This window comes from Bacillus cereus group sp. BfR-BA-01360 (assembly GCF_022663595.1).
Classification (GTDB): domain Bacteria; phylum Bacillota; class Bacilli; order Bacillales; family Bacillaceae_G; genus Bacillus_A; species Bacillus_A cytotoxicus.
In genome coordinates, this window is record NZ_JAKUFV010000011.1 from 18529 (window position 1) to 42031 (window position 23503).

The following is a 23503-nucleotide window of genomic DNA, read 5'->3' on the forward strand; positions in this document are numbered from 1 at the left end:
AAAACATTATGAAAAAAAGATATTTATTTATCATGCTTATTGTTTTATCGGTTGCATCTATTTTTATTGGTGTAAAAGATGTGAGTCTAACAGATGTTTTGCATTGGAATCAAGAGAAAATGCAAATTGTATTTATCAGTAGATTACCACGTCTCATTAGTATTATTGTTGCTGGTGTCAGTTTAAGTATAAGTGGTTTAATTATGCAGCAACTGAGCAGAAATAAGTTTGTATCTCCAACAACTGCGGGAACGATGGATAGTGCAAAGTTGGGCGTTTTAGTCTCCTTAATGTTATTTACGACAGCAAGCCCGCTTGAAAAAATGTTTATCGCATTTATTTTTGCGCTAGCTGGTACATTTTTGTTTATGCAAATTTTAAAGCGAATTAAATTTAAAGATGCCATTTTTATTCCGCTTGTTGGAATTATGTTTGGAAACATTATTAGTTCCATTACAACATTTTTTGCTTATAAATATGATTTAATTCAAAATATTAATTCGTGGCTACAAGGTGACTTTTCAATGATTATGAAGGGGAGATATGAGATCTTATATTTCAGTATTCCGCTTGTAATCATCGCCTTTTTATATGCAAATCGTTTTACCGTTGCTGGAATGGGGGAAGATTTTGCAGCGAATTTAGGAATGAATTACAATCGAGTGCTAAATATTGGGCTTATTATCGTTTCTCTCATCTCTGCATTAGTTGTTTTAACTGTTGGGATGATTCCATTTTTAGGACTTATTATTCCAAATATCGTTTCAATTTATCGCGGAGATCATTTGAAAAATAGTTTACCTCATACTGCCTTGTTAGGAGCTGTTTTTGTACTAGCTTGCGATATACTTGGTAGGGTCGTAATTTATCCGTATGAAATTTCGATTGGTCTTACAGTAGGAGTGATCGGAAGCGGAATCTTCCTTTATTTATTAATGAGGAGAAACGCATATGCAACATAGAAAACAAAAGAATTATAAGTTGATGTTGGCAGTACTTGCCGTTGTATCCGTAATAGCCATTGGAATCTTTTTATTCATTAACTTAAATATGAACACACTAGATTATGCTTTACCAAGAAGAGCGAAGAAATTGTTAGCAATGATCATAACAGGTGGAGCTATTGCGTTTTCATCCATGATCTTCCAAACGATTAGTAATAACCGTATTTTAACACCGAGTGTGATTGGGTTAGATTCGCTTTACATGTTTATTCAAACTTTTGTTGTGTTTTTATTTGGGTCACAGCATTTTGCTATGATGAATACAAATGCGAACTTTCTTATATCCGTTAGTTTAATGGTGATTTTTTCACTGTTTCTTTATAAATTTTTATTTAAAAGAGAAGGAAATAATATTTATTTCTTACTCTTAATCGGATTAATATTCGGGACATTCTTTCAAAGTTTGTCTTCTTTTATGCAAGTGCTTATTGATCCGAATGAGTTTCAAATTGTGCAAGGAAAAATGTTTGCCAGTATTAACAACGTGAAAACAGAGTTACTTGCAGTATCCGTTATTGGGATTATAGTAGTGGTTGCTTACGTATATAAAGAGTTGAAACTATTAGACGTATTATCACTTGGAAGAGAAGAGGCAATTAACTTAGGCGTAGATTATGACAAAGTCGTAAAAAAACTTTTAATTGTTATCGCAATTTTAGTTTCTATTTCTACAGCGCTAGTTGGTCCAATTACATTTTTAGGATTACTTGTAGTAAACGTTGCGCGTGAATTCTTGTACACATATAAACACAAATATTTAATTATGGGTTCTATCTTTATTAGTATTATCGCTCTAGTAGGTGGACAATTGATTGTTGAAAGAGTATTTGAATTTAATACAACTTTAAGCGTCATTGTAAACTTTGTTGGGGGCGTATACTTCATTTATCTTCTATTGAAGGAGAGTAAATCATGGTAGAAGTAAGAAATATATCAAAACAATATGGAAGCAAAAATGTTGTTGAAGATGTTTCGATTAAAATTGCAAAAGGAAAAATCACATCTTTCATCGGTCCGAATGGGGCAGGAAAAAGTACAGTGCTTTCCATGATTAGCAGATTATTAAAAAAAGATGCTGGTGAAATTTATATAGAGGATAAAGAAATTAGTGAGTGGAATAGTAATGAGCTTGCAAAAAAAATTTCTATTTTAAAGCAAACGAATCACATTAATTTGCGTCTCACGATTCGCGAACTAGTCAGCTTTGGTAGATTCCCATATTCACAAGGAAACTTGACCAAGGAAGATGAGAAACATATTGAGGAAGCAATTCGTTATATGGAGCTTGAGGATATTCAGCATAAATATTTAGACCAACTAAGTGGTGGGCAAAGACAACGGGCGTATATCGCTATGGTGATTGCTCAAAATACGGAATATATTTTGCTAGATGAGCCACTTAACAATTTAGATATGAAGCATTCTGTACAAATTATGAAAGTACTGAGACGCTTAGTTGAAGAACTAGGGAAAACAGTTGTAATTGTAATTCATGATATTAATTTTGCTTCTTGTTATTCTGATCATATTGTTGCTTTGAAAGATGGAAAGGTCATGAAAGAAGGGCCAACAAATGAAATTATTAATCCAGCAGTCTTAAAGGGGATTTATGATATGGACATCCACATTGAAGAAATAGCTGGAAATAATATTTGTATTTATTTTTCATAAGAGGAAGTTATTTTTGATTGTGCAAATGCACGATCAATTAAAATAATTTAAAAAAACTTATAGAGGTGATTGAAATGAAAAAGTTAGCGATGCTACTATTAACTTTCATGCTTGCTATCATGGCTGTAGCATGTAGCAATAATGCTTCTACTGATAAAAAGACAGAAGCTAGTGAAAGTAAAGCGAAAGAAATTACAATCAAGCATAAGTTAGGGGAAACAAAAGTTAAAACAAACCCGAAAAAAGTTGTAGTATTTGACTTTGGTTCATTAGACACTTTAGATAAATTAGGCGTTGATGTGGCTGGTGTACCACAGAAAAATATCCCATCGTATCTTTCAAAATATAAAGATAAAAAATATACAAATGTTGGTGGCTTAAAAGAGCCAGATTTCGAAAAAATTAACGAAATGAATCCAGATTTAATTATCATTTCTGGAAGACAAGCTGATTCATACAAAGAATTTGAAAAAATTGCTCCAACAATTTATGTAGAGTTAAATACAAAAGATTACATGAAATCATTTAAAGAAAACGTTGAAACATTAGCAAAAATCTTCGGTAAAGAAGAACAAGCGAAAAAAGAAATTGCAGCAGTTGAAAAAGACGTAGCAGCATTAAATGAAAAAGCTAAGAAGAGCGATAAAAAAGGGTTAGTTATTTTAGCGAATGATGGTCAAGTAAGTGCATATGGGCCACAATCTCGCTTCGGTATTATCCATGATGTATTTGGGATAACTCCTGTTGACCCAAATATTAAAGCTGATACACATGGTAACAAAGTTTCATTCGAATATATTTTAGAGAAAAACCCAGGTTACTTATTTGTAGTAGATAGAGGTGCTGTTGTTGGCGGTAAATCTTCTGCAAAACAAGTAGTGGAAAACGAAATTGTTAGCAAAACAAATGCTGTGAAAGATGGCAATGTAGTTTATTTAGATCCAAACTACTGGTACCTATCTGGTGGCGGGCTTGAGTCTGTATCAGAAATGGTAAAAGAAGTATCTAAAGCTTTAAAATAATAAAATGAAAAACAGCGATAGGAGCGCATCCTATCGCTGTTTTTCTATGCATACTGATTCGGTATAAAGCAATATAAAGACGAATGCTCTCTTTTCACTTCACCTTTCATATAGAAAGGAAAGAACTTGTTATTTTACTAGAATAAGAGTAGACTTTGAAGTAGATGAATAAGAAAGCACATGGGAGTTTGCGGATGCAGACTGAGAGTACGGCTAATCTGTCGTTGACCATTAGAACCTGTTGGATAATGCCAGCGTAGGGAGAGTGTAAAAAACACATGTTCAGGCACTTTGCATACGCGAAGTGTCTTTTTGTGTATCTCCCATTACGGAAACGAGGAGGAGATGAAACAATGCATATAACAGAAATTGCTAAAGTGGTGGAACAAGTAAGAAAAACGAATCCACTTGTGCATAATATTACAAATGTAGTTGTAACGAACTTTACAGCAAATGGCTTGCTAGCGTTAGGGGCATCACCAGTCATGGCATATGCAAAAGAAGAAGTAGCAGAGATGGCTAGCATTGCAGGAGCACTCGTTTTAAATATGGGTACGCTCCGGCCAGATGAAGTTGAAGCAATGCTCATTGCTGGAAAAGCAGCGAATCAACAGCATGTCCCAGTATTATTTGATCCAGTTGGGGCAGGAGCAACTTTGTATCGAACAGAAGTGGCAAGACATATACCAAATGAAATAAAGTTAGCGATGATCCGCGGAAATGCAGCGGAAATTGCGAATGTTATTCATGAAAAATGGGAAATCAAAGGTGTGGATGCTGGAACTGGAAATGGTGATTCTGTAGCAATTGCAACAAAAGCAGCGAACAAACTAGGTACAGTCGCGGTAATTACAGGAAAAGAAGATATTGTCACAGATGGTAAGCGAACCGTTATAATTCGTAACGGTCATCCAATTTTAACAAAGGTGACAGGAACAGGTTGTTTATTAACTTCAGTAATGGGAGCATTTGTGGCAGTTGAACAAGATTATGTAAAAGCAGCGGTTGCTGCATTAACGTTTTATGGAGTAGCAGCGGAGATTGCTGCGAGTAAAACAGTAGATCAGGGACCAGGCAGTTTCCAAGTAGAATTCTTAAATCAATTAGCAAATGTTACCATAAGCGATATTGAACAATATGGAAAAGCAGAAGAAGTTCGTTAGGGAGATGAGAGAGATGGCACGCATTGAAACAGAAAAGATGTCTCAGTTATTACAAGTATATTTTATTATGGGGAGCAATAACTGTCACAAGGGTCCATTACAAGTAATGAAAGAAGCACTAGATGGTGGCATTACCCTTTTTCAATTTCGGGAAAAAGGAGAAGGAGCTCTAACTGGAGAGAAAAGAGTCCAATTTGCCAAACAGTTACAAGCGCTATGTAGGGAGTATCGAGTTCCTTTTATTGTGAATGATGATGTGGATTTAGCGCTTAAGCTGGATGCAGACGGTGTTCATGTTGGACAAGATGATGAAGGAATTGAAGTTGTCCGTGAAAAAATGGGCGATAAAATTGTTGGAGTGTCTGCTCATACAATAGAAGAAGCGCATTTTGCCATTGCAAATGGTGCGGATTATTTAGGAATAGGCCCTATTTTTCCAACAAACACAAAAAAAGATACAAAAGCAGTTCAAGGATTAAATGGATTACGTTATTTTCGGGAAAAAGGTATTAATATACCGATAGTTGGAATCGGTGGAATTACAATCGAAAATGCTTCTTCAGTAATAGAAGCAGGAGCAGATGGTGTTTCGGTTATTTCAGCCATTAGTTTGGCGAGTTCAGCCTTTGACAGTGCGAAAGCATTCGTGCATCAAGTGAAGAAGTAAAGATGGGGATTGAACAGTTGTTTTCTCATCTTACATGAGAAAACGATGGAGTTAATGGAAGTATTTAAAACATATAATGTGGAGTGCAAATGTATTGTAAGAGAAGGATTAGGGAACTTTTTTCCAGATGATTTTCCAAAGTTATTAGCAGAGGCAAGTCAATATATATTGGAGCCTAGTATAGAGTAGAAGAGTTTAGTTGGAGGATTGTATAAAACAAAGGTACTAGTTTAAACAAACGTTTGATTAAATGGAAAAAAAGCGCATGACTTATAGAATAAGTCATGCGCTTTTTTGTTAAAACATAATCGAAATAAGTAACATTCCGATACCGATAGAAGCAAAGGTTGCAATGAGACCAGGAATCATAAAACTATGATTTAGTACATATTTACCAATACGTGTTGTGCCTGTACGGTCAAAGTTAATTGCAGCAACGATTGTTCCGTAATTTGGAATGAAGAAGTAACCATTTACTGCAGGGAACATTGCAATAAGAAGTGCTGGTGAAATACCAAGCGATAAGCCAAGTGGCATAAGAGCACGTACAGTAGCTGCTTGGCTATACAATAAGATAGATAGAACAAATAGTGCAATAGCGAATAACCATGGTGCACTTGTTACTAAATGTTGAATAGATCCTTGAATGAAAGTTAAGTTACCATTAAAGAACGTGTCGCCCATCCAAGCGATACCAAAAATAGCAACAACAGCTGTAGCACCAGCCTTAAAAACGTTACCAGATACAATGCTTTCTACATTTGGTTTACATAAAATAATAATAAGAGCGGCAATTGTTAACATAACCATTTCAATTGCATTTGGCATCGATAGGTGAACGAATTTTCCATCGATTATCCAGCCTGGTCGCAGTGCTTCAAATGAACCAAGGAGAACAACGAAAACAGTTGCGAATAAGAAGAGGATAACAGATAATTTCGCTCCTTTTGTACCGACGAACTCTTTCTTTTCTTCTAATTTTGGAATCATACCTTCTTTTAATCGTTTTAAATACTCAGGGTCATCTTTTAACTCTTTTCCCATTTTACTTGCAACGAAAGCTGCTAGCATACAAGCAATAAAAGTAGATGGAATGCTTACCTTTAAAATATCAAATAAAGTAATTTTATAATCAGCTAGCATTGCTAGAAGTGCAACAGTTGCTGCTGAGATAGGACTAGCTGTAATGGCTTGTTGGGAAGCAATTACGGCGATTGACATCGGGCGTTCAGGGCGAACTCCTGATTCACGTGATACTTCTGCGATAACAGGAAGGACAGAATAGGCAACATGGCCTGTTCCGGCACATAATGTAAATAAATAAGTAACAATAGGTGCGAAAAATGTAATACGCTTTGGATTTTTTCGCAATGTTTTTTCCGCAAGATGGACAAGGTAGTCCATTCCTCCTGCTGCCTGTAGGGCACCAGCAGCTGTAATGACTGCTAAGATCATTAGCATAACGTCAATTGGAGGTGCTGTAGGTTGTAGGTGAAAGATAAATACAAGTATTGCCATACCAACTCCACCCATCACTCCTAAGCCAACTCCACCAAGGCGTGCGCCAATGAAAATACAGAGTAGTAGGGTAAGAAATTGTAACCAAAACATAATAAACTACCTCCAGAAATTTAATGGGTTGATATTTTTGAATAATTTAATTTAATTGAAAAACTAGAAAGAATCCAAGAAAACCCCTTATTTCTAAACATTTTTTATTATATAACATATAAAAAGGAACATTCATTCTTTTCGTGAAAGTATTTTGAAAAAATGATATATCGTTATTTTTTAATAAGTAGACATTTTGATTATGATGTTGTAACCTGTGAAAGGGAATATTTAATTCTCATAAAACCCCCATATTATTCAACTCATTGGGCGAGAAAGGCAAACTCGTGGAAACATAAGGCTGCAAAACTGTAGGGCTTAAGGTCAAGAGAAGGCGAAGCTAGTCAGTTACCGAATAGATTGGATTGGTTTTGACCAATTTTTGATATTGGTCTTTTTTTTATTTACGTACCTTTAAATGAGAAATAATATCAATTTAGGGGCTAAAACATTATATTATTTAACTATACAAAAAAATAAGGAGGAAGTACTTTTATGAGGAAATATTGGCATAAGTTATCGTTTTTACAGAAAAATGTATTGCTGACTGTCTTGGTCATTTTTACGCTTGTTGGAAGTATGGCGGTATTAAGTCTTAACATGTTCCAAGATAGCATGATGAATTTATTTGAAAAACAGTCAATTGAAACAGGAGATATTGTATTAAATGAACTGGATCAGAATTTGATTAGAGAGGTTGCAGAAGATCCTAAAACTCAAAGAGTGAAGAAAGAAAGAATTACAGAGCAGCTCGATAAAGTAGCAAAAGATTTGAAAAGTGTTGGGCAAGTATATATTACAGGTGCAAAAACAAATGAAAAAGATGCGCCACAAATTGTCGGATTGAATACGGAATTAGCTAAATCTGTAACTGTGAAACCAGGTGATTATTTCGATATGCCTGCTCATTGGATGAATGCATACCATAAGGTAATGGATAGAAAGAAAGCACAAATGACAGAAGTATATGAAGATCAGCTTGGTTCATGGGTAACAATATTAGAGCCAATTATGGATAAAGAAAAAAATATTATTGCAGTTGTAGCAGCGGATGTAGATGCATCGATTGTTCCGAGTACAAAACAACAATTTATCATACAAGGTTTAATCTTTATGAGTATATCATTAGTGCTTGCTATTGGAATTCAATTCTTTATTGTTCGTAGTTCTTTAGCACCATTACAAGAGTTGCGTGAAGGATTACGGAAAGTAGGAGATGGCGATTTAAATATTCAATTAAGGGAACGATCAGATGACATTGGAATTATTAATGCTTATTTCAACACGACAATACAAAAATTTAAAGCGATTATTGATAAAGTAAAGCAGACAGCAGAACAAGTTTCTTCTTCTTCACAAGAGTTATCTGCAAGTACAGAAGAAAACAATATGGCAGTTCAGGAGATTGCAAGTTCTATAGAAGGATTAAATGAAGGAGCACAGTCTCAAGAGGCTTCCGTACAAAAATGTTTGCATATTGTAAATGAGATGGGCAGTAGTCTTGAGGGAATTACGGGTGCTGCGAAGCATGTTACAAGTGCATCTGAAAGCATGGAGCAACATTCTTTAGAAGGAAATGAAGTTATCTCTCAAATTGTGAAACAAATGAATTTAATTCAAAGTGCGGTTCAAGATTTATCTTCTATTATCTATTCGTTAGAAAATCGTTCTAAACAAATTAGCGATATTGTAACAGTAATTACAGGCATCTCAAACCAGACAAACTTACTTGCTCTAAATGCCTCTATTGAAGCGTCGCGAGCTGGAGAAGCTGGTAGAGGATTTGCAGTGGTAGCAGATGAAGTGCGTAAATTAGCGGAGCAGACAGAGACATCAGCTAAAGATATTGCCAAATTGATTGGAGAAACACAAGCAGAAACAGAAGAAGCTGTAGTTTCGATGCAAAAAGGTTCAAAAGAAGTTGAATCAGGAATTGAGCTTGTTCATAGTAGCGGTGAGTTCTTTAACAAAATTTTAAAATCAGCGCAGTCTGTTACAAGTCAAGTGAAAGCAGTTTCAGGTACTTCAAGTGATGTTTTACAAAAAAGTCAAGGAATCGTGCAGGTTGTGAATCATTTATCTCAGATTGCTAAGACATATGCAGAAAGTAGTAATCACGTAGAAGAAAGTATGAAGGAGCAAGAGATGACTGTTCAAGAAATTGCTGAGCTAGCAACATCTTTAAGTTGGCTTGCTCAAGAGTTACAAGAATTGATTGGTGAATTTAAAAGCGAATAGAGCATAAACAAGGTGTAGATGGTAAGGGAAGTGAATGACATGGAAGCAGTATTAACAAATTCTTATAATGAAACAATCAAAGAGTCTCTAGAAAGAATAAACGGAAAAAGTAGAATTCCTATGGATTTCCGGAATCTAGAGGGAGAAGTAGATACAAAAACAATATTGTTTCCAATAACAATTAATATGGTTGATCTGTTAGGAGCAAGTATAATGTGGTTACATCATATTGCTAATGAGAAACATATAATTGTTTTGTATCATGAAAGGGAAAAACTATTTCCTATTGTGATTGAAATCTCTCCTTTCCTTTCTTATAAAAAGTTAAAAGAACAGATCGTTGAGCAAATAGGTCAAATTCAAGCGATGGATGAGACAGACATACAAGAATTACAAAAGCATGATAATCTATTTGGAATGGCACCTATTATTGTTGGTCAAACATACTATCATTCACAGGAGAATGATATATTACAGTTTGTCCTTAATGAAGAGAAGCAAGGTGTAGAAGTAATATTTAATGGTTTGATTTGGAAGGAAAAGACGATTGCTCGCTATATGAGGCAAATAGAGGGAGTATTCATACATGCCTTACAGAATAGAGATGAACACGTTGATAATTTCCAAATTATTACAGATGAAGAGATAGCACTCTATAATGAGATAAATAATACGAAAGCAACATATCCAGAAAAAAGCATTGTTGAGATGTTTTATAAAACGGTTAAGCAATTTCCGAATCGTATTGCATTATCTTCTAAAGAAGGTGCTTTAACGTATCAAGAATTGAATCAAAGAAGTAATCAAATAGCTCACATGTTAATACAAAATGGTGTGCAACCAGGAGATTATGTGGGGATTTTTATGAAACGCAGTATCGACACAGTGATAAGTATATTAGCTGTGTTGAAGGCTAATGCGGCATATGTTCCAATTGATCCAGATTATCCGGAGAGTAGAATTGAGTACATTATTCAAGATAGTAAAGCGAAAGTTATTTTAACAAAAGAAACAGAGATTACATCTAAAGGTATTCAAGCAATCTCAATCTATGATAGTGAGAATTATTTGGTTAATGATGTGAAGCTTCCTATCAATTGTGATGATATAGCATATATGATTTATACATCAGGATCGACAGGGAATCCAAAAGGAACAATGTTAGCTCATCGAGGTGTTGTCAATCTATGTACTTGGATGCAACGACAGTATAAATTAACAGAAGAGGATGTATTTGCACAGTTTCCTTCATTTAGCTTTGATGCTTCTGTATGGGAATTATTTGCTGCTTTATTTTGCGGAGGCACCTTATATGTATTATTAGAAGAAGAACGCTTATCGGTAGAAGCATTTGCAAATGCAATCCATAGAGTAAAAGCAACTTCTATTTTAGCGTTAGCAACAGTTTTTGTAAGACAAGTAGCAACCTATTTAGAAGATGAAGAGATATATAAGCTGAGTTCATTGAAACGGATTGCAATTGGAGGAGAGATGTTACCGATCGAGGTGATTAAATTATGGAGAGAAAGAATTGGAACAAATATTGAAATTCATAATGTATATGGACCGACAGAGTGTACAGTTGTAACAACAACTTATCCGATTCCGAGTCAGTTGGATGAGAACATTGTAAGTGTTCCAATTGGTAAGCCGTGTGCAAATTATCAAATTATGATATTGGATGAGAATATGAGGCTTTGTCCAATTGGTGTACCTGGCGAACTGCATATAGAATCAGTAGGACTAGCAAAAGGATATTTTAATAAACCGGAAAAAACAGTAGAAGCATTTGTTCCAAACCCATTCAACCCTATTGTTAATATATATAAAACTGGAGATATCGTTAGACTCTTAGAAGACGGGAATATTGAATTTTTACATAGAAAAGATGATCAAGTGAAAATTAGAGGACACCGTATTGAGTTAGGAGAAATTCAAAATCAAATTTCTCAAAATTATAATGTAAAAGAAAATATTGTGTTTGCTAAGAAAAGTAAAGAAGGAAGTCAATATTTGATTGCTTTTTATACAACTTTAACAAAAAAAGAGATGTCAGAACTCATTTACAAATTACAAGAGCAGTTACCAGATTATATGATTCCGTCTAAGTTAATTTATATTGATGAACTACCGCTTACACCAAATAAGAAAATAGATGTTAAGAAACTAGGGCAACTAGAAGAAGAGTATGAGCCGACTCGCCTACAAGAATATGTTGCACCATCTACTGAAGCAGAGAAGATTATCGCACAGGCTTGGACAGAAGTATTAGGAGTTTCCAAAATTGGTGTACATGATGATTTCTTTACCATTGGTGGGCATTCATTAAAAGTATTACGTATTTTAACATTGTTAAAAGAAGATTTTCCGCATTTAACAATTCAAGACTTCTTTAAGGAAAAGACAGTGTATAAGTTAGCGCGAATACAAAGGGAGTTAACCCTAGAAGAAAATGTATTTCATGAATATAAATGGATACATGAACCAGAGGCTATTCAGTATACGGAAGGAATAACTAATAACCGGATTTCCAATGTCTTTTTAACAGGAGCAACAGGTTATTTAGGATCACATATCCTATATGAATTATTGCAGCAAACCTCAGCTCATATTTATTGTTTAGTAAGACCTAAAAAAGATGTAGAGCAAAGAATTATGGAAACTTTAACAGGATATTTTCATGATATTCCAAATGAAGCTCTGGCACGTATAACAGCTATTCCTGGTGACCTTGGTGAAGAATACTTTGGACTTAGTAAGGAAGAGTTTATAGCGATACGTTCTAAAGTTGATACAGTCGTTCACTGCGGGGCAGACGTAAGACATTTTGGGGATGTAAAGCAATTTGAAAATGTAAATATTCAAGGGACAAAGCGCATGCTTGCATTAGCCGATGAAGGAGCAGCATTCCATTTTATTTCTACGATTAGTATTCCAATCGATTTAGCAGTAGAACAATGGGATATGTATAAAAAACGCGGTGATTTTGAGTATCATGTAGAGTTAGAGAATGTGTATTCCAATAGTAAACTACAGGCAGAAAATCTTGTTCGTGAAGCAATGAGTCGTGGCATGAGAGGGAATATTTATCGCGCTGGTAATTTAACATGCCATTCCGAAACGGGAGTATTTCAACAAAATATTGAAGGAAATGCATTTTATCGCCTCATTAAAACGATGTTATTAATTGGACAAGCACCAAACGTGAAGTGGAAAGTGGACTTTGCTCCAATTGATTTTGCAAGTAAATCAATTGTGGCGTATATGCAAGATCCTCAAATTATAGGTGAAACATTGCATATTTGTCATCCAGATCCGATTGATTTTGTACATTTTGTGCAGTTAATGATAGAATGCGGGCATCATTTAGAAATTGTTCCTCTTTCGCAATATGTAGATTCAGGGTTACAGTTAGCGAAAGAGGATGAGGAGATAGCAGAATTGATTGCTTCACAAGTAGCTGGCGATGGAGCGCAGCAGTCTGAATTTGTAATAGGTACAAAAAGAACAAATGAATGGATAAAGAAAAAGAAAATTGCAGTGCCAATAATTGACCAACAGTTTATTCAGAAGCTATTAGCACATGGAGAACAAGTGGGGTATTTTCCAAACGTAGAAAAATAACAGACAAGATGTACCATGCTTTTGTTTGTTCAATAAAATAAATCATGCTACAATGAAAACGAATTAAGGACCGGGGAGCCAAGTGGCTGAGAGGATGTAAAGGAACATCGACCCTCAACCTGATCTGGATAATGCCAGCGTAGGGAGTTGCTTAAGGGAATGTAGCATATGTTATTTTATAATAACTTGCATACAAGGCTTTCCTACGTCATAGTGGGAAAGCCTTTTCTTGTTTTTAACATATTATTTTGCAAAGGGGATTTTAGCATGTCACAACAAGTTACAATTTCATTTTCAGTGGTACCACAAGCAAAAACAAAAGATTTATATACGGTCGTGGATAAGGCAATTGAAGTTGTCCAACAATCAGGCGTTCGTTATGAAGTAGGTGCGATGGAAACAACGATGGAAGGAGATTTAAATGAACTTCTTGATATTATAAAACGTGCACAACAAGCTTGTGTAGATGCTGGAGCAGAAGAAGTGATTACCTCTATTAAAATCCACTATCGTCCAAGCACAGGTGTAACAATTGATGAAAAAGTATGGAAGTATCGTGATGAATATGAAAAAACAGAAGCGATCTAATTTCGCAATTACAACAGCTTGGCTGATTCTTCTCATTGCGATATGGGAAGGATCTGTTTCATTATTTCACATTGAACCATGGATACTGCCAAAACCTTCTACGATTATACAAGAATTAATTGGCATGAAAGAGCTATTACTTCCAAATATAACAAAGACGTTGCAAGAAGTGATAAGCGGTTTGTTTTTTGCAATTCTACTTGGAACAAGTATTGCTATTATGATGGATGTTATCCCGATTTTTCGCCTTCTTATGAATCCGTTACTTGTTATTTCACAAACTATTCCAATTGTTGTGCTTGCACCTCTATTTATCATTTGGTTTGGATATGGAATGCTACCAAAGGTGATGGTTGTTATTCTTGTTTGTTTCTTCCCAATTGCCCTTAGTATTTTAGAAGGATTTCAAACGGTAGATAAAAATATGCTCAAATTATTACAAACAATGCGTGCATCAAAATGGCAAATGTATCAAAAAGTAAAATTTCCTGCTGTGCTTCCATATTTTTTCTCAGGGTTAAAAATTGCTGTTACATATAGTGTGATGGGGGCAATTATTGGGGAATGGCTTGGTGCAAGTGAAGGATTAGGGGTTATGTTAACCCGTGCAACAAAGTCGTTTTTAACTGCTCGTGTATTTGGTATAGCGGCTATGATTGTAATCGTCACGTTATTTTTATATTTTATCGTAGAGTTTATGGCCAGAATAACAGCACCATGGATATATAGAAAGGAAGACAGAAAATGAAAAAGAGCTTAAAAGTCATGTTAGCAACACTGTTTGCAGTAAGTGTTGTCGGCTGTAATACAGCGAAGAAAGAAGAGAGCAGTGACAAAGAGAAAAAAGTAAAAGTTGTTTTAGATTGGTTTCCGAATACAAACCATACTGGTTTATATGTGGCAAAAACAAAAGATTATTATAAGAAACAAGGTTTAGATGTAGAAGTTATTCAGCCTGGTGATAATGTATCAGCAGAGCAAATGATTGCTTCTGGAAAAGCTGATTTTGGTGTGAGCTATCAAGAAAATGTTACATCGGCACGTGTGGAAGGGATTCCAGTTGTATCAATTGGAGCAATTATTCAACATAACACATCGGCATTTGCTTCTTTAAAAAAAGATAATATTACTTCACCAAAAGATTTTGAAGGAAAGCGTTATGGAGGATGGGGAGCACCAGCAGAGGAAGCAACTTTAAAAACCATTATGGATAAACATCAAGCCGACTTTAGTAAAGTAGAAAAAATTGTGCTTGGACAAACAGATTTCTTCAAATCAATTGGTCGTGATGCTGATTTTGAATGGATTTATTATGGCTGGGATGGAATTGAAGCGAAACGTCAAGGAAAAGAATTAAATACAATAATGGTAAAAGATTTAGATCCAGCACTAGACTTTTATAGCCCTGTTCTTATCACAAGTGAAAAGAACATAAAGCAAAATAAAGATGTTGTGAAAAAGTTTATGAGTGCAACAGCAGAAGGATATCATTTTGCAATTCAGGAGCCAAAACAAGCAGCTGATATTTTAATCAAGAATGTTCCAGATATTAATAAAGAGTTAGTGCAAGAAAGTCAAAAGTGGTTAAGTACAAAATATCAAGATGATGCAAAAGCGTGGGGAGTACAGAAGGAAGAAGTTTGGACAAATTACATGAATTTCTTATACGATAATAAGGTAATCAAAAAGAAAATTGATGTAAAAGATGCCTTTACAAATGAATTCCTTCCAAGTGAAACATGAGTGGATTACGAATAAAAGATGTTGTGAAAGCATTCGGTGGTAAAAATGTATTAGAGAATATTCATGCTTCTATACAAGAAGGTGAATTTGTATCCTTTGTAGGCCCGAGCGGTTGTGGGAAAAGTACATTGCTTAATATGATTGCCAGTGTGGAAGATACAACTAGCGGTGAGATTACGTATCATGATGAGCTTGTACAAACACAAGATTGTGTAAGTTATATGCCGCAGCAAGATTTATTGCTTCCGTGGCGTTCAGCTTTACAAAATATTGTGTTGCCATTAGAAATTGAGGGAAAGAAGTCTAAGAAAGAACGTTTAGCAGAGGGGATGGAAGCATTAAAACAATTTGGATTGTTTGAATATGCAGATCATTATCCCGACTCATTATCTGGAGGAATGAGGCAGCGGATTAGCTTTCTTCGTACGTATTTATGTGAGAAACCTATTATGTTACTTGATGAACCGTTCGGAAAATTAGATGCCTTTACAAAAATGGAAGTGCATCGCTGGCTGTTAGATTCTTGGCATCAAGAGAAACAAACAATTGTAATGGTAACGCACGACTTAGACGAAGCGATACTATTATCTGACCGTGTATTCATCTTATCGCAAAGACCAGCAACTATTGTAGGGGAAGTACACGTTCATTTACCCCGTCCGCGAACAATGGATATGTTAACATCTGTGGAATTAAAAGAAGATAAAACAGAAATTTTAAAGACATTAGCTCCGTATATGAAGAAATAAAGAAAGCCTCTGAATGTGAGATGTTCAGAGGCTTGTTATTTTTTAGAGAAATAGAAGTTCAGCAAAAGAAAAACATTCACATTTATAGTGAATGCCTTTTCCCTGTGATTAACATGATTTTGGAGAACTCTTACATGAGAATTATATGAAGAAGCACGCTTATGGTGCGCATATAAGCGTGCTTTTTCTATCATATTGTCTATTTTATAACTATTTATAGATGCCTTTCCCTAACAGGCTACTATCTTTGTTTATATGTACAGATAGCTTAAATTAGAACAACGATTGTCCCTATGACTACAGGATAATGTGGTGAATAAAGAAAAACAAGAGATTTAAAAGGAAATTCATGTAAACTTCAATCGAACTTCACATAAACTTCATATCCGAAACTTAATATAAGGATTATTTGTTTTTGTCTAAAAAGAAAGGTTCCCATACTAAATGAAAGGAATCTGGAAGAGGAATTATTATATAGAGTGAAACTTTAATCAGTGGGAGTTTTACTCCTCTAAAATAGCGGAATACAATAAGGTGAGAACGTATGAAGAAAGGATCTGTTTTGAAATAGATTTATAACGAGACAGGGACATGGTAAATATACGAATAACTTCAACTGATTAGAGTAAATAACAAACCGAGGAAAGGTATTATGAAAATAAGACTCCCCCATCAGGGATTCTTAGAAAGAGGGATGGGAGAGTTCAATAAATAGAAAGTAAGTTCAAACTAATTTGTTTGTATAACTGGATTTAACATATCTGCTACAGTTCCTGTTCCGACACCGCCAATTGTAACAGAGCCACCCGGAGGAATTTCACTATTCCAGCCAGCATTTGTTATGACATAATGATCCTTTTCTTTACGAATTAGTTTCGAATCCCAAAATTGCGTTAAATTTCCATTGTAATCGAATTCTAAATTCCAGTTTTTAATAGGTGTCGTTCCAGTATTTTTAATTGTAATAGAGAAATTATAACCATTGCCCCAATTGGAAGTAACTGCAAATATCACATTCTCAGCACCGTCTGGGGGCGAAGTATTGCTGTCATCTGTTTTAACAGTAATAGAAGAAGGCTGTGATTGGTTCCCAGCGGCATCTTTTGCAATGATAGAGAAAACATATTCTGTGTTTGGTGCTAAACTTTTAATTGTGATGTTATTTGTTGTTGTTGTCCATTTCTCCTTTTCAGAACGAACTTCATATTCGGTAACACCGACATTATCAGTAGATGCTGTCCAACTTAGTTGTACGAAGTTGGCATTTTTGTTGGTCACAACAATATTTTTTACAGTTGTTGGGGGTTCGTTATCCTTTTGCTGAATAGGTCCTCCTAATAGTTCCGTGACTAATGTATCAAGTAACTTTGGACCATTACAGTCATATTTTGAGCTCTTACGACAATCTCCACTTAATTCCCAAAACATTGCCCCGCCTAAATCTTTTGCTTTTATATAATCTGTTTTATGCTTCATAGATTCATTGTCGTCATAGCTAATAAATGTTCCTGTATTTTCGTTGTATAAGTATGGCACTTTAGCGGTGTCATTCCAGTAACGGACAAAACCATTTTTGTTTACATAGTTTGCTGCTAGGTCACCATAATCATATATCCCTGTAACACCGGTAGAATAATCATCCCAAGTACCTTTAGAGGCTAGTTTTCCATCGTTACCTGGTGTACATGGCTGATATTGTCCATTGTTATCTTTCCCACAACTTTTCCAACCGCGACCATAAAAAGGAACACCTAGTACAATTTTATCTGCTGGGACACCTTCATTTTTATAAATTTCTACTGCACCATCTACATAATATTTTGTATCAGCTGCTGGATCTTGAGGATCTTTATATAGTGCAGCATTATGATTGGAAGTAGCTTCCCATCCTCCATGAAAGTCATATGTCATAATATTAATCCAATCTACAATTTGGGAAATCTTTTTAAGCTCTGTATGGTCAGCGTAGCGCTGGCTTGCACCTGAAGCAATTGTTAATAAGTAGGATTTTCCATCTTCAGAGCTAGCTTTATCGAGTGCATTTCGAACATCTTGGAGAAGTAGTGTGAAATTTTGTTTATCTTCGGGACGGTAACTCTCTCCTGGAATTGTTTCAACGCCTGGGTATTCCCAATCTAAATCTACACCATCAAAACCATATTCTCGAATAAAGGCGACAGTAGATTCGGCAAATACTTTTCTCGTTTTTTCATCAGCAGCCATGTCTGAAAAGCGATTAGACCAAGTCCATCCCCCAACGGATATAAGCGTTTTTAAATGTGGATATTTTGCCTTTAATCGCTTTAATTCTCCAAAATTCCCGCAGCGAGCATATTTATCACAATCTTCCCATGTTGTTCCTGAACCAGGAAAGGATTTATTAACATCAGCCCATGGTTCGCCTAATACAAGCGTACCGTCTGGAACATCTTTATTTTGTAGTGGGACGCTAGATTCTTTACATGGCCAAGTTTGTTTATTTGGGTTATCTGGGTGTGTAGAAGGATTGCCGTGTCTGCCATTCCAACAAATATCAGCAAATGCATAGTTTAAATGAGTGAGCTTAGAAGCATCTATATCGGCAACTTGATAGTTGCGGCCATAGATCCCCCACGAAGGGAAATATCCAACGATTTTTTTGCTTGTTGATGACGAATCTGCTGATGCGAAATTTGGAGCTATAAAGTTTGTAAGAAAAAGAGGCAAGAAGAGTAGTAGAGACAGAAGCAAGAGTGAACATTTTTTAATCTTCATTATCATTTCTCCTTTCAAAATTGAAATAGGTGTAATGGCAAAATTGCCGATTAACGAAAACAAACAGACATCACGAGGTCTATACAAGTAACAGGGGGTAATTTCATCGTAGCAAACACCATATTGAGTGTAAACGTTTTATTGCTTGGAAAAAGGTTTTCTCAATATAAAGGAGTGCAGTAAGCGAAGTATGCATACAGTAGGAAGAATAAAACTTAAAAATAAAGGGATTTAGAGAATCATTTGAGAAAGAATTGTTTAGAGAAGAGGCGTTATGAAATGGAAATTCTTTGTATGTTCCTGTAACATAATAGGAAAAGGATGTAAGGAGGGGAGAGTGTGGATGTTTTCTTGCATATTGCTGAGGAAAAAATTCAGCAAGCAATTCATAATGGTGATCTTAATGATTTATCTGGGAAGGGAAAACCACTGCAATTAGAAGATCTTTCAATGGTACCTTCAGAACTTAGAATGAGTTATAAAATTTTGAAGAATGCGCATATGATTCCTCCGGAGATGGAGTTACAAAAGGAGATATTAAAAATAGAGGATTTGATTGCGTGTTGTTATGATGAGTCAGAAACGAAAAAGTTAAAAGCAGAGTTAACGGAAAAAACACTTCGCTTTCAACAGTTAATGGAAAAAAGAAAAATAAAAGGAAGTTCGGCTTTTCGTATGTATCAAAATCAAATCCTTCATAAATTACGGTAAGAGAGCAAGAAATGAAAATGTAGTGAGGTGTAATAGAAAGGAGGGATTGAAATGGGATTTGCAATCGCAGCATTGTTATTTTTCATTTTAATCGGAATGCTTGTAAAAACAGTTCGCTCAAATAATAAAAAAGTAAACCTACATAAAACAGGAAATGGGGACAATTCATCTACTCATATTTCACCTCCCCTCGCTTTATTTGCAGGATCTGATAGCGGGACTTCACATGATAGCGGTAGCTCCCATGATTGTGGAAGTTCTTTCGGAGGCGATGGCTGCTGCGGTGGTGGAGACTGTTAGAAATGGAGCTGTCAAGTTAAGAAAATGATATAAAAAGACAAACAATGACCATCCTTATTCAGTGTGAAATTAAAAATGAAAGGATGGTCATTGTTTGTCTGTAACTCCATTATCTCCTCAAAAAATACATTGGATACACTTTTTAGATACATTCAAACAAATTGTTTCTCCCAAGGACTTAAACGAAGTGGAGAAACTATGGTCAGGATTGGGGGATTTTTTATGATTAGGCAATTGTATCAAAAGGGCTGAACAATTAAAGCAGTATCTGAGGAAACAGGGTTTGATCCGAAAAACTATTCGGAAATATATTCAACATGATGAATTACCGTCCAAAAAGAAAGTAGAGAAAATGCCAAGTAAACTAAATTCATATAAATCATACGTCTTTCAAAGGATTAAAGAAGGTACCATTAATTGTGCAGTATTATATGATGAGATTGTATCAACGGGATACCAAGTAAAGCGTTACTCTGTACGGTTTCGATTCATAGGAAAATAAGTAAAGATAAAGATTATAATTTATATAAATAAATTATAGAAAAAAACAAAAATACCTTGTTCGATAATTATATATCACGTATAATGATGATTGTTATAAATTGGTAAATATGGGGAGGTGAGGATAATTAAAAAAGTAATTCTTTTTGCACCAGAAACTTTTAACTTGGCCGAAACTACTAGATCAATAGAAGTAGCCAAAAAATGTTCTGAATATTTTCAGTGCCTATTTATAGGCTATTCTAGAAAATATGCTTACCTTATTGAAAGGGCTAACTTTGAATTTATCCATCTTGAACCAGACTTAAGTGAAGATGATATCACTCAACTCATGAAAGTTGATCAGATGAAGGGCATAAAACATCCTTTTACATACGAACATCTCAAAAAACGAATTGAGAATGAGAAAAGAATTATAAATGCTTACCATCCGGCAGTTGTCGTTATCGGAACTACATTAAGTATGTTTATTTCAGCGAGAGCTTGTCAAACACCACTTGTATATATTAAACCGCTAGCATACACTAGAACTTTTTTATTAAAAGGACATCTAGAATTACCCTCCATAATTAATAAGCCTTTCTTACCTAAAAAATTCATCATGAATCTCTATAAAAAGGTTGCTTTAGGCATTACTTATAAACCAAAGTCTTTCTCTAGATTGGCAGAAGAAGAAGGTGTGCCCCTTCCAAAATACACCATAGATGCACTAGATGCAGATTACAATTTAATTACAACCATTCCTGAAATTAGTGGTGTGGAAGAGCTTCCGGCTAACTATAAATATATTGGTCCGGTTTATGCAAAACTAGATATTCCTATACCTTCATTTCTGAATAGTCTTCCCTCAAATCAACCTGTTATTTATTTTGCGATGGGAAGTTCCGGAAGTAAAGAAATTGTCATGAAATTCTTACATGTTTTAAAGAAACTTCCGGTGACAGTAATATGCCCTATGAAGAAAACACTGGCGTCTAGTGGCAATACTTTTTCTAGTAGCAAGAATATCATTCTATGTGATTTACTCCCTGCTCATAAATTGGGAAACATAATAGACTTATCTATTATTCATGGCGGAGAAGGTACAGTTCAAACAGCTTGTTTATCTGGAAAACCATTCCTTGGACTTGGACTGCAGGCAGAACAAAGAGTTAATATAAATGAATGTGTTCTCTTTGGCAATGCATTAGCACTTAAACGAAAAGATATAACAACTAAGAAGATTGGTGAACTAATAGAATTTTCGCTAAAAAATAAAGAGATGCATAACAAGGCGAAAAAGATGCAGGAACTTTTAGATAATATTGAGGGTCCAGTAAATGCTGCTAAATTTTTAATAGATCATTTTGCTACAACATAAAAGGATAATGGAGGTTTACCATGAATAAAGTGTTCGATAAAATTATTAGTCATTTGGCTGAAATAACAGGTTATGATCAAAGTGAAATTGCTTTAACTCATTCATTAGTGAATAACCTTGGTCTTGACTCATTGATGGTTATGGATTTTTATAGATTAGTAGTACATGACTTTCCTGAAATGAAAGAAGTCGATTTAGAAGCGGTTTTTCAACAAGAGGATACAACAGTAGAGAATATTATTAACTTGATATGTGAAAAATTAGAGATAGAAATGAGTCAAGAGACAACTTCATTGCTTGATGATTTTCCTGAAGTTAAAGAGTTTCATAAATATCTTGAAAGCAGAAAATACATTCCGTATTTCAGAGAAAACCATGGAATAGCATCAAATAGAATTATTATAGACGGAGAAGAGAAGATCAATTATTCCACTTACAATTACCTCGGTATTAATGGTTCAAATATTATTAACCAGTCTGTTATTGAGGCGATAAATCGTTTTGGGACAAGTGTTTCTGGTAGCAGATTACTTAGCGGAGAAATTGAAATTCATCAAAAGCTTGAAAGGAAAATTGCTGAATTCTTAAATGTAGAAGATGCTCTAATTCAGGTGGGGGGACACAGTACTAACGTTAATACTATTGGGAATATTGTCAATCAAGAAGATTTAATTCTGCATGATGCATTGGCTCATAATAGTATTATACAAGGAGCAATTCTTTCTAATGCTAAGCGAAAACCGTTTAAACATAATGATATGGATGAATGAAACGACAAGTGTTGTTAAACATTCCAATCTCTTCAACAAGTGATAGACGAGTATATGCAAGATTATAATTATGATCGTTATCAATGAACAATCACAAAATGGCTCTGTTACAATATCGGAACCATCTTTTAAGTGCTTGATTTTTAAAGGCCTTTTTATGAAACTGTCCATTTTATAGGGTACGGTTCATATCTTAGTATGTTTCTTTTTAAACAAACGTTTGATTAATTAAGATGAACTGCTATGAAATCGGTGAAACAAATGTTTATCCTGTATATTTACTAGATCATAAATAGAAACATAGAATCGATTCATTAGCTTTAAAAAAATATTTTTTTCTGAATTTAGGAAATATCACCTTGTAATGAAGATTTTATATTTGTTATCATTAGACTGAACGGTCGGTTTTTTGGAGGGGAATATGCGAAAAAGTGCAGAAGAAATAAAAAAAGAAATTGCATACAAAGCAGAAGAATTATTTTCGCAAAAAGGTTACGCTGCAACATCTATGGAAGAAATTTGCGAAATTACAGAGCGCAGTAAAGGAAGCATTTATTATCATTTCAAAAGTAAAGAAGAACTATTTTTATTTGTGGTCAAACAACATACGTATGATTGGATTGAGAAGTGGAATGTGAAAGAAAAGCAATATCATACGAGTACTGAAAAACTATATGGTCTTGCGGAATTTCATGTAGAAGATACACAACACCCGATTTTTAGTGCGGTAGAAGAGTTTTCTACAAGCCAAGTGGTGAGTAAAGAAGTACTAGATGAAATGCTTACTTTAGCAAGAGCATCATATGGTGTATTTGAAAAATTAATTGAGGAAGGAATCCAATCTGGGGAATTTCGTCAGGATAATATTCGTGATCTTATGTATATTGTAAATGGTTTATTGTCTGGGCTTGGTGTGCTTTATTATGAACTTGATCCTATAGAGATGAAACGAGTTTATAAAAAAGCAATTGATGTATTGTTACAAGGAATGGCAGCTGATTCTTAAATCAGTAGTCTTTCTCTTATA

General features: G+C 34.8%; 21 protein-coding genes and 3 riboswitches. Of the genes, 19 read left to right on the forward strand and 2 right to left on the reverse strand.

From position 1 onward, the window contains the following. Nucleotides 1-8: 8 nt before the first annotated feature. The 7 genes from MR056_RS11975 (at nt 9) to MR056_RS12005 (ending at nt 5716) form a co-directional block, all read left to right on the forward strand. The gene (locus tag MR056_RS11975) at nt 9-962 is read left to right on the forward strand and encodes an ABC transporter permease (protein WP_048724317.1); all 954 of its coding nucleotides are present in this window, start codon (nt 9-11) and stop codon (nt 960-962) included. Next, nucleotides 952-1923 (forward strand): iron chelate uptake ABC transporter family permease subunit, encoded by a 972-nt coding sequence (locus MR056_RS11980; protein ID WP_011983476.1) that lies wholly within the window; start codon nt 952-954, stop codon nt 1921-1923. The genes MR056_RS11975 and MR056_RS11980 overlap by 11 nt, the downstream gene beginning before the upstream one ends. Beyond that, nucleotides 1917-2675 carry an iron ABC transporter ATP-binding protein gene (locus MR056_RS11985; protein ID WP_011983477.1) on the forward strand — a complete coding sequence of 253 codons (759 nt, stop codon included), beginning with the start codon at nt 1917-1919 and terminating at the stop codon, nt 2673-2675. Before MR056_RS11980 ends, MR056_RS11985 begins: the two co-directional genes overlap by 7 nt. Nucleotides 2676-2749: 74 nt before the next feature. Then, a complete protein-coding gene (locus MR056_RS11990; RefSeq protein WP_011983478.1) occupies nt 2750-3697 on the forward strand; it encodes a siderophore ABC transporter substrate-binding protein in 948 nt (315 codons plus the stop codon). Between the two features lie 170 nt (nt 3698-3867). Further along, a riboswitch (TPP riboswitch) is annotated at nt 3868-3977 on the forward strand. A gap of 73 nt (nt 3978-4050) precedes the next feature. Continuing rightward, nucleotides 4051-4860, forward strand: coding sequence for a hydroxyethylthiazole kinase (thiM, locus tag MR056_RS11995; protein WP_087097617.1), 810 nt, complete (start codon nt 4051-4053; stop codon nt 4858-4860). Nucleotides 4861-4873: 13 nt separating this feature from the next. Beyond that, nucleotides 4874-5527, forward strand: coding sequence for a thiamine phosphate synthase (gene thiE, locus MR056_RS12000; protein ID WP_011983480.1), 654 nt, complete (start codon nt 4874-4876; stop codon nt 5525-5527). A gap of 45 nt (nt 5528-5572) precedes the next feature. After that, a complete protein-coding gene (locus MR056_RS12005) occupies nt 5573-5716 on the forward strand; it encodes a hypothetical protein (protein WP_157671232.1) in 144 nt (47 codons plus the stop codon). A gap of 108 nt (nt 5717-5824) precedes the next feature. Here MR056_RS12005 and MR056_RS12010 read toward each other — a convergent pair whose 3' ends face one another. Continuing rightward, a complete protein-coding gene (locus MR056_RS12010) occupies nt 5825-7138 on the reverse strand; it encodes an anaerobic C4-dicarboxylate transporter family protein (protein WP_087097619.1) in 1314 nt (437 codons plus the stop codon). Between the two features lie 268 nt (nt 7139-7406). Next, a riboswitch (cyclic di-GMP riboswitch) is annotated at nt 7407-7494 on the forward strand. A gap of 139 nt (nt 7495-7633) precedes the next feature. On the opposite strand from MR056_RS12010, the gene MR056_RS12015 reads away from it, so the two are divergent. The 6 genes from MR056_RS12015 to MR056_RS12040 all read left to right on the forward strand — a co-directional run bounded on the left by MR056_RS12015 (nt 7634) and on the right by MR056_RS12040 (nt 16080). Continuing rightward, nucleotides 7634-9376 carry a methyl-accepting chemotaxis protein gene (locus MR056_RS12015; RefSeq protein WP_210370660.1) on the forward strand — a complete coding sequence of 581 codons (1743 nt, stop codon included), beginning with the start codon at nt 7634-7636 and terminating at the stop codon, nt 9374-9376. A 39-nt stretch (nt 9377-9415) separates the two neighbouring features. Further along, the gene (locus MR056_RS12020) at nt 9416-13000 is read left to right on the forward strand and encodes a non-ribosomal peptide synthetase family protein (RefSeq protein ID WP_140388380.1); all 3585 of its coding nucleotides are present in this window, start codon (nt 9416-9418) and stop codon (nt 12998-13000) included. 61 nt (nt 13001-13061) lie between these two features. Further along, nucleotides 13062-13163: riboswitch (TPP riboswitch) on the forward strand. A 104-nt stretch (nt 13164-13267) separates the two neighbouring features. Beyond that, entirely contained in the window at nt 13268-13588 is a 321-nt protein-coding gene (locus tag MR056_RS12025) for an MTH1187 family thiamine-binding protein (protein ID WP_011983485.1), read from the forward strand. Next, complete coding sequence (locus tag MR056_RS12030; protein ID WP_140388383.1) at nt 13560-14336, forward strand: ABC transporter permease; 777 nt, start codon at nt 13560-13562, stop codon at nt 14334-14336. The genes MR056_RS12025 and MR056_RS12030 overlap by 29 nt, the downstream gene beginning before the upstream one ends. Further along, entirely contained in the window at nt 14333-15331 is a 999-nt protein-coding gene (locus tag MR056_RS12035) for an ABC transporter substrate-binding protein (protein WP_087097625.1), read from the forward strand. Before MR056_RS12030 ends, MR056_RS12035 begins: the two co-directional genes overlap by 4 nt. Next, nucleotides 15328-16080 carry an ABC transporter ATP-binding protein gene (locus MR056_RS12040; RefSeq protein WP_011983488.1) on the forward strand — a complete coding sequence of 251 codons (753 nt, stop codon included), beginning with the start codon at nt 15328-15330 and terminating at the stop codon, nt 16078-16080. Before MR056_RS12035 ends, MR056_RS12040 begins: the two co-directional genes overlap by 4 nt. A 729-nt stretch (nt 16081-16809) precedes the next feature. Here the strand turns inward: MR056_RS12040 and MR056_RS12045 are convergent. Further along, nucleotides 16810-18834 (reverse strand): glycosyl hydrolase family 18 protein, encoded by a 2025-nt coding sequence (locus tag MR056_RS12045; RefSeq protein ID WP_242136560.1) that lies wholly within the window; start codon nt 18832-18834, stop codon nt 16810-16812. Nucleotides 18835-19173: 339 nt separating this feature from the next. Here MR056_RS12045 and MR056_RS12050 point away from each other — a divergent pair, with 339 nt between their 5' ends. From MR056_RS12050 to MR056_RS12075, 6 genes are all read left to right on the forward strand, one after another. Next, nucleotides 19174-19545 (forward strand): DnaJ family domain-containing protein, encoded by a 372-nt coding sequence (locus MR056_RS12050; RefSeq protein WP_011983490.1) that lies wholly within the window; start codon nt 19174-19176, stop codon nt 19543-19545. Nucleotides 19546-19596: 51 nt separating this feature from the next. Next, entirely contained in the window at nt 19597-19845 is a 249-nt protein-coding gene (locus MR056_RS12055) for a hypothetical protein (protein WP_011983491.1), read from the forward strand. A gap of 283 nt (nt 19846-20128) precedes the next feature. Beyond that, the gene (locus tag MR056_RS12060; RefSeq protein WP_087097629.1) at nt 20129-20347 is read left to right on the forward strand and encodes a hypothetical protein; all 219 of its coding nucleotides are present in this window, start codon (nt 20129-20131) and stop codon (nt 20345-20347) included. A gap of 117 nt (nt 20348-20464) precedes the next feature. Continuing rightward, complete coding sequence (locus MR056_RS12065) at nt 20465-21706, forward strand: nucleotide disphospho-sugar-binding domain-containing protein (RefSeq protein ID WP_087097631.1); 1242 nt, start codon at nt 20465-20467, stop codon at nt 21704-21706. Between the two features lie 20 nt (nt 21707-21726). Beyond that, on the forward strand, nt 21727-22476 hold the full coding sequence (locus MR056_RS12070; protein WP_242136561.1) for an aminotransferase class I/II-fold pyridoxal phosphate-dependent enzyme: 750 nt from the start codon (nt 21727-21729) through the stop codon (nt 22474-22476). A gap of 421 nt (nt 22477-22897) precedes the next feature. Further along, nucleotides 22898-23482: a TetR/AcrR family transcriptional regulator gene (locus MR056_RS12075; RefSeq protein ID WP_011983492.1), complete on the forward strand. Its 585-nt coding sequence runs from the start codon at nt 22898-22900 to the stop codon at nt 23480-23482. Nucleotides 23483-23503: the final 21 nt, after the last annotated feature.